The sequence below is a fragment of the Cupriavidus sp. SHE genome (assembly GCF_000812445.1).
Classification (GTDB): domain Bacteria; phylum Pseudomonadota; class Gammaproteobacteria; order Burkholderiales; family Burkholderiaceae; genus Cupriavidus; species Cupriavidus metallidurans.
Genome location: NZ_JWMB01000061.1, coordinates 39926 through 54665, shown reverse-complemented (window position 1 = coordinate 54665; position 14740 = coordinate 39926). Strand labels below are relative to the sequence as shown.

Here is a 14740-nt window from a genome sequence, read left to right as displayed (position 1 = left end):
CAAGGAGACTTCCAGATGCAACCCTGGACCCAGATCTATACGCCGCTGGGCAGCCTCGGGCTGTCCGCGCTCGCGGCGGCGATACCCATCCTGTTCTTTTTCGTCGCGCTCGCGGTACTGCGCATGAAGGGTCATGTGGCGGCGGCCGTCACGCTGGCACTGGCGCTGGCCGTGGCGATCTTCGCGTACGGGATGCCCGCGCAGCAGGCCTTTGCCGCGGCGGGATTCGGCTTTGCCTATGGCCTGTGGCCAATCGCGTGGATCATCGTCACCGCGGTGTTCCTCTACAAGATCGTGGTCAAGACCGGGCAGTTCGACGTCATCCGCGCGTCGGTGCTGTCGATCACCGATGACCAGCGCCTGCAGATGCTGCTGATCGGCTTTGCCTTCGGGGCGTTCCTGGAAGGCGCGGCGGGCTTCGGCGCACCCGTGGCGATTACCGCGGCGCTGCTGGTCGGGCTCGGGTTCAACCCACTCTATGCGGCCGGGCTCTGCCTGATCGCGAACACCGCGCCGGTGGCGTTTGGCGCGATGGGCATTCCGATCATCGTGGCCGGACAGGTCACGGGCATCGACCCGATGCATATCGGCGCGATGGCGGGCCGCCAATTGCCGCTGCTGTCGCTGGCCGTGCCGTTCTGGCTGGTGTTCATGATGGATGGCGCCAAGGGCGTGCGCGAGACCTGGCCAGCCGCGCTGGTCGTCGGTGGCAGCTTCGCCGTCACGCAGTACTTCACGTCGAACCACATCGGGCCCGAGTTGCCGGACATCACGTCGGCACTGGTCAGTCTGATCTCGCTCGCCGCGTTCCTGCGTGTGTGGCAACCGCGCTCGGCATCGCAAGCGGCTGGTGGCACGGTTGCGGCCGGCGGCACTGTGGCGATGGCCGGGTTCGGTGGCGGTATGGGTGCGCCCGCGAGCCGCAAAGCATCGCCCTACACGTTCGGCCAGACCGTGCGCGCATGGGCGCCGTTCGGCATCCTGACCGCCATCGTCACGGTCTGGAGCCTGGCACCGTTCAAGGCACTGTTCGCCGGCAACGGCGCGCTGGCGGGAACGGTACTGAAGTTCAAGGTGCCGATGCTCGACCAGCTCGTGATCAAGAGCGCCCCGATCGTGGCATCGCCCAAGCCCTATGAGGCCGTGCTGAAGCTCGACCTGCTGTCGGCCGTCGGTACCGCGATCCTGCTGACCGCCATCATCTCGGCAGTGCTGCTGCGCATGAAGCCGAGCGATGCCATCACCACCTTCAAGGAAACGCTGCTGGAACTGCGCCGCCCGATCGCTTCGATCGGTCTGGTACTGGCGTTCGCGTTCGTTGCCAACTACTCCGGTATGTCATCGACGCTGGCGCTGCTGCTGGCCGGAACCGGCGCGGCGTTCCCGTTCTTCTCGCCGCTGCTGGGCTGGCTGGGGGTGTTCCTGACCGGCTCGGATACGTCGTCGAACGCGCTGTTCTGCTCGCTGCAACATACGACCGCGCATCAGATCGGCGTATCGGACACGCTGCTGGTGGCCGCCAACACCACGGGCGGCGTGACCGGCAAGATGATCTCGCCGCAGTCGATCGCAGTGGCTTGCGCGGCGACGGGTCTGGTCGGCAAGGAGTCGGAACTGTTCCGCTTCACCGTGAAGCACAGCCTGCTGTTCGCAGCCATCGTGGGTGTGATCACGATGATCCAGGCGTACTGGCTGACGGGGATGATTCCGGGATAAGAAGCGGTGAGGTTGTTTTTACACCCCTCTCCCGCGCGGGAGAGGGGTGCGCATACCAACGGTTGGCACCCAACTCAATCGTTCGCCGCCTCGCGCGGCAGGAACTGGTTGCCTTCGGTCAGCGGTGCATACCGGTACGTCGCCGGCGTGCGGCTCAGTTTGACCGGGGCGCCCAGGCCCTTGTAACCGCCGGGCATCTCCACCACCATCTCGCGATGGGCGGTATGCGGATGCGTCAGTGCATCGGGCACCGACAACACCGGTGCGCACGGTACACCGGCCGCAGACAGTTCGTCGGCCAGCGCCTTGCCGTCCCACGTGGCCAGCTTCGATTCCAGCGTGCCCTTCAATTGCGCCCGGTTGACCGAGCGCGCGCCTGCCGTTGCAAAGCGTTCGTCGTCGGCCAACTCCGCCACGCCGAGGTACTCGCACAGGATGCGGAATTGCCGGTCGTTGCCGACGGCAAGGAAGATCGGATCGGTCGCGGTGGCCACCGTGTCGTACGGGTAGATGTTCGGATGCGCGTTACCGGTGCGCCCGGGCGTCTTGCCGCTCATGAACCAGTTGGCTGCATGGGGATGCAGCAGCGACAGGCCCGAGTCATATAGCGCCGATTCCACGAACTGCCCACGCCCGCTGCGTTCGCGCTCCTGCAATGCCAGCAGCACGCCCAGCGCCGCGTTCAGACCAGTGACCATGTCCACCACGGGCAAACCAACGCGCAGCGGTTCCCGGTCGGCCTCGCCGTTGATGCTCATGATGCCGGCCATCGCCTGGATCGCCGCGTCATAACCCGGCAGTCCACCCAACGGACCATCGGCGCCGAAGCCCGACACGCGGCAATGCACGAGCCGGGGGAAGCGCTGCGACAGCACATCGAAACCAAGGCCCCATTTCTCGAGCGTGCCGGTCTTGAAGTTCTCGATCAGCACGTCGGCATCGGCCAGCAGCGTCAGCAGGACTTCGCGGTCGGTATCGGCTGTCAGGTCCAGCGTCATGATGCGCTTGTTGCGATTGAGGCCGAAGTAGTACGACGCCACGCCATCGCGGAACGGCGGCCCCCAGGTGCGTGTGTCATCGCCCTGCGGCGGCTCGATCTTGAGTACGTCCGCGCCGTGATCGCCGAGAATCTGGCCGCAAAGCGGGCCGCCCAGAATGCGCGACAGATCGACTACGCGAATGCCTGCCAGCGCGCCGGGTGTGAATGGCGTCATGTCTCCTCCTGTTCTTGTCATGATCAGTCGAGCTGCGCGCCCGACTTCTGCACCACGGAACGCCATTTGCCGACTTCCGACTTCACGAAACCACCAAGCTGCTCTGGCGTGGTGGCCGGCGCGAACTCCAGCCCCTGTGCCAGCAGCGTCTTGCGCACGTCTGGCTGCGCCAACGCATCGGCAAATGCGTGATTGAGCTTGCGGATGACTTCCGGCGGCGTACCGGCAGGTGCTACCACTCCGAAGAATACCGAAACATCGAAGCCGGCAACACCCTGTTCCGCCACGGTGGGCACATCGGGCAATGCCTGCGAACGCCCTTTCGTGGTCACCCCGAGCGCACGCACCTTGCCGCTCTTGATGAACGGCAGCGCGGTCAGCACATCGGTGAACGTCATGCTGACCTGCCCACCCAGCAGATCATTGAGCGCCGGGCCGGTGCCCTTGTATGGCACATGCTGAAAGTCGGTGCCGGCCAGGTTGTTGAACAGCACGCCGGCCAGGTGCGACGATGCGCCATTGCCCGACGACGCATAGGACAGCTTGCCCGGATGCGCCTTGCTGTACGCGATCAGCTCTTGCACGTTCTTCGCGGGCACGCTCGGATTTACCACCAGCACATTGGGCAGTTGGCCGATCTGGATCACCGGCGCGAAGCTCTTGACCGGGTCGTAGTTGATCTTGCGATACAGGCTGACGTTAATGGCCAGCGGCGCCGACGTGCCGAACATCAGCGTGTAGCCATCGGGCTCGGCGCGCGCGACGACTTCCGCGCCGATGTTGCCGCCCGCGCCCGCGCGGTTCTCCACGACCACTGGCTGGCCAAGGCTGTTTTTCAACGCAGCGGCCAGCGTGCGGGCCATCGCGTCGGTGGGTCCGCCGGGCGGATAGGTCACCACCAGCATGATCGGCTTGCTCGGGAATTCCTTCTGCGCGAAGGCCGGCATGGTGGTAAGCGTGAGCGTGCAGGCGACCAACGAGGTCAGCGCGGCAAGGGCCGCGCGGCGGTGCCATTGGGGCATGATGGGTTGTCTCCGGTAAAGCTTTTTATGTTTGGAATGCGCGCCGCGGGCGCGCGAGGTGCGCCGTTGCGGGCGCACCGTACTGCCTGGGTGTTCTCTGGGTGAGCCGTCAGAACACGTTGATCTGGTCCACGGGCCCCGCCGCGCGCACCACGCCATCGGCGGGCGGCTCCACGGTTTCGGCCAGCCACTCGGGCTCGACGCCGCCGCCGAGCGGATCCTGCGGCAGCACGCGATGCACCAGCACCAGTTGCGCCAGCCGCATCCGGCGAACCGAACCGATCTGGCCGGCTTCCCATGCCATGGCGACGGCACTAGTCACGTGATACAGCGCGGAAGCCACCTGACGCGCCAGCACGTCGCCATCGGCCCCGGCATCTGCCGCACGGGTCGCCAGCGCGACGGCGTTGGCCAGGGCCAGGTCGAACGTGGCGCGCGCAGTGGCGTGCATCGGCGTATCGCCAAGCAGCGCCTGCAGGTGTGCCTGCAACACGGGCAGCGAGCCCTCGCGGCGAATTGCGCGCAGCACGTCGAGTGCGACGATATTGCTCGTGCCTTCCCAGATCGAACCGAGATGCGCGTCGCGCACGAGGCGCGGGTCGCTCCATTCCTCGATGTAGCCGCAGCCGCCGCGGATCTCCATCGCATCCCCCGTGACCTTGCGTGCATCGCGGCAGGCGCGGAACTTGATCAGCGGTGTCAGGATGCGCATCAGCGGATAGGCGTCGGCATCGCCCGCATCGGCACGGCGCAGGGCTTCGGCAGTCTGGAACACCATCGTGCGCGCCTGCTCCGTGGGCAGCGTCAGCTTCAGCAACTGGCGACGCATCAGCGGCATGTCCGCCAGGCGCTTGCCGAACGCGCGGCGCTCGCGGGCGATGAACTGGCCCTCGGTCAACGCCCGGCGCATCAGGCCGGCCGCGCGCACGCCGTTGGACAGGCGCGAATTGTTGATCATGTCGGCCATCTGCACGAAACCACGGCCCAGTTCGCCAACCAGGTAGGCGTGCGCGCCCTCCAGCCGGATCTCGCCGCTAGCCATCGAGCGTGTGCCGAGCTTGTCCTTGAGACGGATGATGCGGAAGTGGTTGGCGCTGCCATCCGCCAGCGTGCGCGGCAACAGGAACAGCGAGACGCCCTTGATACCGGCAACGGCCGAGCCGTCAGCTTCCTCCACCCGCGCCAGCACCATCGCCAGCGCGGCATCGGGATTCGAGCAGAACCACTTGTCGCCCACCAGACGCCAGCCACCCTCGGCGTTGCCATCGCGAATCGCGCGGGTGGTCGTGGCGGCGACGTCAGAGCCGGCCCCCTGTTCGGTCATGAACATCGCGCCCTGATAAAGGTCGTCGAACACCTGCGTGGTCAGGTTCGGCAGGAAGCGGTCGACCAGCGCCGGATCGCCGAACTTGCGCAACGTGCGCGTCAGCGAATCGGTCATCGACAACGGGCAACACAGGCCGAATTCCGCCTGCACGAACAGGTAGGTCAGTGCGTACTTCGCGGCAGGGGGCATCGGCTTGTCCCAGCCGAGCACGCCGCCGCGATGCGACGCGGCAGCCAGCCCGAATTCCGAAAACGCCACGCGCTCCAGTTCGACGTAGGACGGATGCTTGTGGATGCGCTGGGCATCAAGGCCGGTGCGGGTGCGGTGCGACAGCGTGGGCGGCGCGTGATCGGCCTCGTTGGCCAGTTCGTCGAGCACGCCGCCGGCCAGCGCGCCCATGCGCTCGAGGTGCGGTAGCAGGTGGTTGAACAGGTCAGCCGGCAGGTAAAGCGGCAGCAGCGCACGCAGGTCCGGATCGGCCGTGAACAGACTCGCGCCATGGCGATCTGGCACCGGATGCGCGGCAACTTCGGGGTACACGGTGGTGGACGCGGCTGGGCGCGCGGCGCTGGTCGGCATGAATCGTCTCCTGGAAGTCCCCGTCCTGAACACGATGCCTGTCGGGCGGCGGTCGGGCGGGATGGTTTGCGTCCATTATTCAAACCCCAACGATTCGTGTCTAATTCTAAAATTGGCTCGATCAATACAAATTTTGTATCGCCATGGAATTCCGACATCTGCGCTACTTCCTTGTGCTCGCCGAGGAACTTCATTTCGGGCGCGCCGCACGGCGACTGTCGATTTCGCAGCCGCCGCTATCGCTCAATATCCAGCAACTCGAAGCCTCGGTCGGCGCCCGGCTGTTCGAGCGTGACAGCCGTGGCGTGCGCCTGACCGCGGCCGGACGCGCGTTTCGGGAATCGGCCATGGCGCTACTGGCGCAGGCCGAGGAAGCCCGCCTGCTGGCGCGGGAGATCGAGGCCGGCGCGGTGGGACGGCTGCGGGTCGGCTTCGTGGGGTCGATGCTCTATCGTGGCCTGCCCCAGCGCCTGAAGGAATTCCAGGCGCGCTATCCCGGTATCCACGTGGCCCTGACCGAGCTGAACTCGCAAGAGCAGATTGACGCACTTTTACACGGTGAACTCGATGCGGGCTTTGTCCATACCAGCCGCGTGCCGGATGAGCTGGCTACTACGCTGGCGCACCGCGAACCGTTCGTCTGCTGCATGCCAGCCAAGCATCCGCTTGGCCAACAGGATATGGTAGCGCTCACTGACTTACGCGGCGAGCCATTCGTCCTGTTCTCCCGCAAGGCGTCGCCCGACTACTACAGCCGCATCTTCGACATGTGCGCCGCGCACGGCTTCTATCCCCAGATTCGCCATGAGGTGCGGCACTGGCTGTCCGTGGTGTCGTTGGTGTCACAGGGGATGGGGATTGCCGTGGTGCCAGCTGCGATGGCTCGCTCCGGCATGGCAGGCGCCGCGTTTCGGCCACTTGCGGATGCGACCGTGCCTTCGGAGGTGTATTGCGTATGGAAGCAGGCGCCAGATCACCCGGCACGCGACCATTTCGTCGAGATGGTCAGGCTGGCCGCCAGCGAGGCAGACATCTAGTCACTCGGCAAGACCGCGCCAGGAATGCGCCAAAAGAAGAAGCCACTGGCCGAAGCCAGTGGCTTGAGAAGTACGCGTGGAACGGGGTGTTCAGCGTGCTTGCAGCTTAGCCCCGAGGCGACTTCGCAACCAATACCGCAATTGTGTTATTCGAAACATAAGGGGGGTTTACCGGGGGCAAATCGTCGTCGATTTCCCAATATGCGATGCGCGGTAAACCACCGTCAAAGCGCCAAACGGCTACGAATGCTATACAATCGAGAACGATTTCTATTTACGTACCCGGCGGGTTCCGAGCCTGCCGTGCGGCGCTGATCGCGCCCCTGGACTGGAAGCATATGCGGTTGTCTGAACTGCCCCGGCGCACTGCCGCCGTCGTGAAATCCGTGGATGACGAATTCACGCATGATCCCATTGCGCGCCGTCTGCGCGACCTGGGCTTCGTGCCCGGCGAGACCGTGCAGATCATCGCGTTCGGACCGTTCGGCCAGGATCCGCTCGTTGCCCAGGTTGGCGACTCGCGATTCGCGTTGCGCCGCTCGGAAGCCGCCCGCATCACCGTGGAAGTGGTCAGCGCCACCGTGACCAGCATCGCGCCAGCCGGCGAAACCGAAGCGCCGCCATCGCAGCGCACCGCGTAACCGGCCTGCCCCTTCGCACTCATATGTCAGTCGCACAGAATCCCAACGCCGCCCTGCGCATTGCGCTGGTAGGCAATCCCAACTGCGGCAAGACCGCACTGTTCAATCGTCTCACCGGCAGCCGCCAGAAGGTGGCCAACTACGCGGGCGTCACCGTCGAACGCAAGGAAGGCCAGTTCGTGTCGCCGGGCGGTCGCACGGTTCGCATCCTCGACCTGCCGGGCGCCTACAGCCTGGACTCCGCCAGCCTGGATGAAGCCATCACGCGCGAGGTCTGCCTGGGCCAGCGCCCGGGCGAGACACGCCCGGACCTGATCGTGTCCGTGGTGGCCGCCACCAATCTGCGCCTGCACCTGCGCTTCGTGCTGGAACTGCGCCGCCTTGGGGTGCCGATGGTGGTGGTGCTGAACATGAGCGATGCCGCCGAACGGCGCGGCATCAAGATCGATCGCGAAGCGCTGTCGCGTGAACTTGGCGTGCCAGTGGTGCAAACCGTCGCGGTCAAGCACGATGGCGCCGCATCGCTGATCAAGCTGTTCGACGACACGCTGCCACCGGCGCCGCCGGCCCAGCCGCTCGATAGCGTGTCGGAGCTCGATACGCACGCCGAGGTCAAGCGGCTGCTCGACGTCGCCGTCACGATGCCCACGCGCACCGCGCAGTTCGAGGACAAGCTCGACGGCGTGGTGCTGCACCCGGTTTTCGGCCTGGCCATTCTGGCGGTGCTGCTGTTCTTCATGTTCCAGGCCGTGTTCTCGTGGGCCACGCCGTTGATGGACGGCATCGAGGCCGGCGTGCACTGGTTCGGCGAACTGGTCGGCACGACAATGCCCGACGGGATGCTCAAGAGCCTGGTCGTGGACGGCATCATCGCGGGCGTTGGCAGCGTGATCGTGTTCCTGCCGCAGATCCTGTTCCTGTTCCTGTTTATCCTGACGCTCGAGGAATCGGGCTACCTGCCACGCGCGGCGTTCCTGCTTGACCGCCTGATGATGAGCGCGGGCCTGTCCGGCCGCTCGTTCATTCCCCTGCTATCCAGCTTCGCCTGCGCGATTCCGGGGATCATGGCCACGCGCACGATCCAGGACCCGCGCGACCGGCTGACGACCATTCTCGTGGCGCCGCTGATGACCTGCTCGGCACGCCTGCCTGTCTACGCGCTGCTGATCGCCGCATTCATTCCGGAACGCACGGTGGCCGGATTGTTCAACCTGCAGGGCTTGGTGCTCTTCGTGCTCTATGTGGCCGGCATCGTCAGCGCGCTGCTGGTGGCATACGTGCTCAAGTGGTTCCGCCGCGACCACACCGAGCATCCGCTGCTGATGGAATTGCCGGCGTATCGCGTGCCGAATCCGCGCGACATCGCCATTGGCCTGTGGGAACGCGCCCGCATCTTCCTGTCACGCGTCGGCCGCGTGATCCTGACGATGACGGTGCTGCTGTGGTTCCTGGCGACGTTCCCGTCGCCGCCCGACGGCGCCACCATGCCGGCAATCGAATATAGCTTCGCGGGGATGATCGGGCGCGCGCTCGAACATGTCTTCGCCCCGATCGGCTTTAACTGGCAGATCTGTATCGCCCTGGTGCCGGGCATGGCTGCCCGCGAAGTGGCCGTGGGCGCGCTGGGTACGGTCTACGCGCTGTCCGGCAGCGACGACGCCGTGGCCACGCAGCTCGCACCGATGATTGCCGCGCAGTGGCCGCTGGCCACCGCGCTGTCGCTGCTGGCGTGGTACGTCTTCGCGCCGCAGTGCATCTCCACGCTCGCCGTGATCCGTCGCGAAACCAACTCCTGGAAGGTGATGGCCGCCTCCGTCGCCTACCTGGGCGGGCTGGCCTACCTCGCGTCGTTCATCACGTACCGTGTGGCGTTGATGTTCAGTTGAACGGGCACAAAGACCATGACGCTCTATCAAGCCTTTGAAACGCTGGTGGTTCCGCTGATCGTGCTGGCCTGCGCCGTGCACGTGGTGGGCCGCTACATGCCGCGCACGCGCGAGCGCGTGAAAGCGAGCCTGGCGGCGGGGCTGGGCGGAGCATCGGCCAGCGGCTGGCGTGGCTGGATCGCGCGACGACTCGCGCCGCGCGAGGCCGCCGGTTGCGCCACGGGGTGCGATACGAACAGTGGATGCAGCACCTGCGGATCCAATACCTCGACCAAGTCGACGGAGTCGGGCGGCGCCAGCAACGAGCAAATCGTCCGCTTCGTACGCAAATCCTGACGACGGGATCGACGGATGATGCCTGACGACGGCGACCTGAAAAGGTCGCCGTTTTCATTTGCGGGGACGCGAGTCACGCTCGCAGAAATGGGTACGCTTTGGTCCGCGCGCACCCCTCTCCCACGACGCAGGCGAGGGGTTGGGGGAGTGGGCGTGCAGGCTCTGCCTGCCGCCTTGTCGCAATTTGAGCCGCTATTCCCTCTCACCCGGCCCCTCTCCCGCAAGCGGGAAAGGGGGCAAACCAGGGAGGCAAGCGTACGCAGAAACGGGTACGCACCTCACGGGAGTGCGTTACTGTGCCGTGCCCGGAATCGTGATCGACAGCGGCATGGCCTCCACCCCAGCCGTGCACGTCGCCGTGACCGAGAAGGGGCCAGCCGCCGTCGGCAGGATCGACGCCGAGTTGGGCGCGAGCACCGACTGCGCGACCACGATGTTGCTGCTCGTTGTCGACCACGCCCAGCTCGTCCCGCAACCGGTGATGCCCTCATCCACACCACGATGCATCAGTTGCACCGCGATAGTCGCGCCAGCCAGGCGGTTCACCACCAATGGCTGTGGACCGTTGTAGACCAGCGCCCACGTTGGTTGCTCCGTGACAAACAGCGTGGCGCGCGGCTTTGCGCTCAGCGTCAAGCTGCTGGCCATCTCCGAAAGAATGCTCTGCAGCGGCGACGCGCCGTTCGGCCGACCGGTGCTGACCGTGGTGAGACGCGTCGAGGAATCCGGCAACACGAGCAACGATGGCGATGTGGTCGTAAAGGTCCACAGGCCGGTGAAATCCGGGGTCGAGTCGTTTCCATCGCTACGCACCACCTGCGAGAGGTACGTCTGCGGGAAGCCGTTGAGCACGTTCAGCGCATTGATCTGCGAGCCGTTTTGCGACAGCACGAGCCGGTAGCTCGATACCCCGGTCGGGAACACCGACACCGGGAAAGCGCCGGTCAGGGTGCTGCCATCCGGCGCCGTGACCTGGACGCTGACCACCGACAGCGCGACGGTGCTCCCCCCATTGACGCCAAGCAGCACGCCGACATTGGCCACGCCTGCGGCCTGCACCGCCGACGTGGTGCTGCGCCAGGTCCATCCGGTGGCGCTGGCGGAGCGATCCGCGCCGTCGCTGTCGATCAGTGATGCCGTCACGCGCAGGGTCTGTCCGTCCGTCATCGAAAGCGATGGGTACGGCAGCGCAAGGCTGTATGTCCTGCTGCCCGGCGCAACCACCGTAATCGTCGTCGATGCCTGTGGCAGCACGGTCGTCGCATTATTGGCGCCGGTCACGGTCGCCACCACGCTGATGTTGGCGATACCCAGACCCACACCGGTCACCACCGCGCCGCCCGGTACCGATGCGTTCGCCACGACTGCGATGGAGGAGTTGATGGTCGACCAGGCAAATGTGGTCGAACCGGTAACGTCATTGCCAAGATTGTCAACGACTGACGCAGTCAGCGGCATCGTGTCGCCTACCGCGACCTTGCCGGAGGTCTGGTTCAACACCAGCGTATAGGACGTCGCCACCGCGCCGGAGCCGCCGCTGCCGGCGCTACCGCCACTGCCACTGCCCGCGCCGCCGGATGGCGCCGATCCCGAGCCCGAACTACCGCCTCCGCCGCCGCATGCCACCATCAGCATGGCGATCGCCGCACAGGCGAGCCATGTGGTCCACGTACGTGTCCGCATGATGATCCCCTCTTGTAGTTTTGGGCCCGTTCCCAGAATCAGACTAGGCGCGATGCGGCGGATGCAATACCGGCCAGAGGATTGAGTGCGAACCAACACAAGGGGCGCGTTTCATCCCTTTGTCGTAAGACGCAACGGCCATGACGGCTCCAAATCGCACCAATGCAGGGCACATCCACGCGGATCCGCGCCCGACTCCAGGTTGACGCCAGCCCGTGTTCTGCACTACGCTCCTTGAGTCGCACAACCGCTGCGACACATTTCCCAGCACGATGACCGCTACCGCACTCAACCTCCGCCACGCCGCCGATGCCTCGCGCATCGATGCCGCCGTGCGCGCGTGCGTCGCGGGCCTGCTGTCGTGCCGCGCCCTGGGCGCTTCCTCGCTACTGCTAAGCCTACCGATCGGTTGCCGGGCCTAGAGCCCTGTGGCAGTTCGGCAGCCTTTCGCCACCGTTTTTCCGTCCGTTTTCCGTTTTTGACGCATTCGTCGCATCTTCCCTTAGCGAGGAAGGAGATTTCCCATGCCCATGTTGCAGGATCCATCCACCAAATATCGCCCCGCCACCACGGTCGACTTGCCTGACCGAACCTGGCCGTCGCGCCAGATCACCCGCGCGCCGCGCTGGATGAGCACCGATCTGCGCGACGGCAACCAGGCACTGATCGAGCCGATGAACAGCGCGCGCAAGCTGCGATTCTTCGAGCAACTCGTCAAGATCGGGCTCAAGGAAATCGAGGTGGCATTTCCCTCCGCATCGCAGACCGATTTCGATTTCGTGCGGATGCTGATCGAGGAAGATCGCATCCCCGAGGACGTCAACATCGTCGTGCTGACCCAGGCGCGCGATGACCTGATCCGCCGCACGGTGGAGTCCGTGCGCGGCGCCAGGCGCGCGACGGTGCATCTCTACAATCCGATCGCGCCCGCATGGCGCCGCATCGTGTTCAATGCGTCGCGTGAGGAGATCAAGGAAGTGGCCGTCTCCGGCACGCGCCTGATCCGTGAACTGACCGATGCCATGCCGGACACCGCATGGACCTACGAGTACTCGCCCGAAACCTTCAGCCTGGCCGAACTCGACTTCTCGCTCGAAGTATCGGACGCGGTGTCCGCCGTGTGGGAGCCCGACGCTAACCGACCGATGGTTCTGAATCTTCCGACCACGGTGGAATGCAGCACCCCCAATGTGTTCGCGGACCAGGTCGAATGGATGCATCGCCGTCTGGCGCGGCGCGAGCACATCGTGCTGTCGGTGCATCCGCACAACGATCGTGGCACTGCCGTGGCCGCGGCGGAACTGGCCGTGATGGCCGGTGCCGATCGCGTGGAAGGCTGCCTGTTCGGCAACGGCGAGCGCACCGGCAATGTGGATCTGGTCACGCTGGCGCTGAACCTGTACACGCAGGGCGTGGACCCGCAACTGGACTTCTCCGATATCGACGAAGTGCGCCAGTGCGTCGAGCACTGCAATCAGTTGCCTGTGCACCCGCGTCATCCGTACGTGGGCGACCTGGTCTTCACGGCATTCTCGGGCTCGCATCAGGACGCGATCCGCAAGGGATTCGCCCAGCAGAAGGACGACGCGATCTGGGAAGTGCCTTACCTGCCGATCGATCCAGTCGACCTCGGACGCAGCTATGACGCGGTGATCCGTGTGAACAGCCAGTCCGGCAAGGGCGGCATGGCCTATCTGCTCGAACAGATGCACGGCATCTACATGCCGCGCCGCCTGCAGATCGAGTTCAGTCGCGCGGTGCAAGCCATGACCGACGAAACCGGGCTCGAGGCCAGTGCCGCGGATCTCTACGCACTGTTCCGCCGCGAGTATCTCGACGTCGAGGCGCCACTGCGCTACGTATCGCATCGCATGGTATCGGCCAGCGACACCGCCGCGGAAGTGGAGATCGATATCGTGCGCGATGGTCGCCCGATGCGCATGCGTGGCACGGGCAATGGGCCGATCGACGCGGCAGTGGATGCGTTCACGCGCGGGCTGGGCGTGGCGGTGCGTGTGATGGACTATCACGAGCACGCCATGACCACCGGCGCCGATGCCAACGCGGCCTGCTATGTCGAAGTGCGCGTCGCGGACTCGGCCACGGGCTTCGGCGCGGGCGTCGATCCCAGCATCGTCACGGCGTCACTGAAGGCCGTGGTCTCCGGTATCAATCGCCATCTGCAGACCCGCGACATGTCGGAAGCCATGCAGGCCAGGGCGGCCTGATGACTGACGGATGCCCTGCATCCGAGAAAACCGGTGTGCCCTCCCCCCAGAGGGCACACCGCGAAAGACGTCCTCTCGGACGCCCACGACATGCGCGGTGCACAACCACGTGCGCACAGCGTACGGGGGCAGCCGCGTGGGCGCCACGAATCATTCCGCATGTGGTTAGAAGCCCTGTCCGCACAAGCTTGATCGCGGTTTGCACAAATCTGTAGCGATCTGTCGCGCACAGGCGACGGTCAATCCCCCTTTCAATAACAGGGTGATTCTTGCTTGTGCTATGTCAAGGTCTGCAAGGGAACCACGGGACACACTGGGCGCACATTTTCAATGTCCAATGCTTTCCGACCATGACCACTACCCTCTCTCCCCGCCGCAAGACCCTTGTTTCCTCCATCTGCATGGCGCTGACCGCCGCCACGATCGGCGCGCTCTCGGCACCGGCCGTGGCCGCCGACGAACAGCAGAGCAACTGGATGATCCGCCTGCGCGGCACATTCCTGAACATGGACAACAAGTCCGACCCGGTTGGCGGTGTGGGCGCATCTGACCGGATCAGCGTCAACAACAAGTGGATTCCGGAACTGGACGTTACCTACTTCATCGTGCCGAACATTGCCGCTGAACTGGTGCTGACGATCCCGCAAAAGCAGGATGTCCGTCTGGATGGCGCGAAGATCGGCACGTTCAGCCACCTGCCGCCGAGCCTGCTGCTGCAGTACCACTTCATTCCGAATGGCACCTTCCGTCCGTATGTTGGCGCTGGTGTGAACGTGACGCGCATCTGGAACGCGGACATCGCCGGCAACTCCCTCGGTCTGGACCGCTGGAGCGTGGGCCCGGCCCTGCAGGTCGGCATGGACTACAAGGTAACCAAGAACTGGTTCCTCAACGTCGACGTCAAGAAGATCTGGATCTCGAGCAACGTCTACGCAAATGGAACAGGCCAGAAGGTATCGAACGTGCAGCTCAATCCGTGGCTGTTCAGCGCCGGTGTCGGCTATCGCTTCTAAGCGGCAATTTTTCTCCTCCTTGTCAAACGGCTGAGCTCGCGACGGCTCACTCCGATTC

At 65.0% G+C, this 14740-nt stretch carries 12 protein-coding genes; 8 read left to right on the top strand and 4 right to left on the bottom strand.

Translation table 11 applies throughout. The annotated features are described in order from the left end of the window. Positions 1-15: 15 nt before the first annotated feature. Positions 16-1716 carry a lactate permease LctP family transporter gene (locus RN01_RS27800; RefSeq protein ID WP_017511153.1) on the top strand — a complete coding sequence of 567 codons (1701 nt, stop codon included), beginning with the start codon at positions 16-18 and terminating at the stop codon, positions 1714-1716. 74 nt (positions 1717-1790) lie between these two features. Here RN01_RS27800 and RN01_RS27795 read toward each other — a convergent pair whose 3' ends face one another. The 3 genes from RN01_RS27795 to RN01_RS27785 form a co-directional block, all read right to left on the bottom strand. Continuing rightward, a complete protein-coding gene (locus RN01_RS27795; protein ID WP_017511154.1) occupies positions 1791-2930 on the bottom strand; it encodes a CaiB/BaiF CoA-transferase family protein in 1140 nt (379 codons plus the stop codon). 23 nt (positions 2931-2953) lie between these two features. Next, a complete protein-coding gene (locus RN01_RS27790) occupies positions 2954-3952 on the bottom strand; it encodes a tripartite tricarboxylate transporter substrate binding protein (RefSeq protein ID WP_017511155.1) in 999 nt (332 codons plus the stop codon). A gap of 109 nt (positions 3953-4061) precedes the next feature. Continuing rightward, entirely contained in the window at positions 4062-5858 is a 1797-nt protein-coding gene (locus tag RN01_RS27785; RefSeq protein ID WP_017511156.1) for an acyl-CoA dehydrogenase family protein, read from the bottom strand. Positions 5859-6001: 143 nt separating this feature from the next. On the opposite strand from RN01_RS27785, the gene RN01_RS27780 reads away from it, so the two are divergent. From RN01_RS27780 to RN01_RS27765, 4 genes are all read left to right on the top strand, one after another. Further along, on the top strand, positions 6002-6895 hold the full coding sequence (locus RN01_RS27780; protein WP_017511157.1) for a LysR substrate-binding domain-containing protein: 894 nt from the start codon (positions 6002-6004) through the stop codon (positions 6893-6895). Between the two features lie 338 nt (positions 6896-7233). Continuing rightward, on the top strand, positions 7234-7536 hold the full coding sequence (locus tag RN01_RS27775) for a FeoA family protein (protein WP_017511158.1): 303 nt from the start codon (positions 7234-7236) through the stop codon (positions 7534-7536). 23 nt (positions 7537-7559) lie between these two features. Further along, a complete protein-coding gene (gene feoB / locus RN01_RS27770) occupies positions 7560-9422 on the top strand; it encodes a ferrous iron transport protein B (RefSeq protein ID WP_017511159.1) in 1863 nt (620 codons plus the stop codon). A gap of 15 nt (positions 9423-9437) precedes the next feature. Continuing rightward, positions 9438-9758: a DUF6587 family protein gene (locus RN01_RS27765; protein ID WP_017511160.1), complete on the top strand. Its 321-nt coding sequence runs from the start codon at positions 9438-9440 to the stop codon at positions 9756-9758. 291 nt (positions 9759-10049) lie between these two features. Here RN01_RS27765 and RN01_RS27760 read toward each other — a convergent pair whose 3' ends face one another. Beyond that, on the bottom strand, positions 10050-11441 hold the full coding sequence (locus RN01_RS27760) for a hypothetical protein (protein WP_063828798.1): 1392 nt from the start codon (positions 11439-11441) through the stop codon (positions 10050-10052). A 272-nt stretch (positions 11442-11713) separates the two neighbouring features. Here RN01_RS27760 and RN01_RS34395 point away from each other — a divergent pair, with 272 nt between their 5' ends. The 3 genes from RN01_RS34395 (at position 11714) to RN01_RS27750 (ending at position 14682) form a co-directional block, all read left to right on the top strand. Then, entirely contained in the window at positions 11714-11863 is a 150-nt protein-coding gene (locus RN01_RS34395; RefSeq protein WP_011518094.1) for a hypothetical protein, read from the top strand. A gap of 108 nt (positions 11864-11971) precedes the next feature. Further along, positions 11972-13669, top strand: a complete 1698-nt coding sequence (gene leuA, locus RN01_RS27755; RefSeq protein ID WP_024570599.1) for a 2-isopropylmalate synthase — start codon at positions 11972-11974, stop codon at positions 13667-13669. A gap of 350 nt (positions 13670-14019) precedes the next feature. Continuing rightward, positions 14020-14682 carry an OmpW family protein gene (locus RN01_RS27750; protein ID WP_369799899.1) on the top strand — a complete coding sequence of 221 codons (663 nt, stop codon included), beginning with the start codon at positions 14020-14022 and terminating at the stop codon, positions 14680-14682. Positions 14683-14740 lie beyond the last annotated feature (58 nt).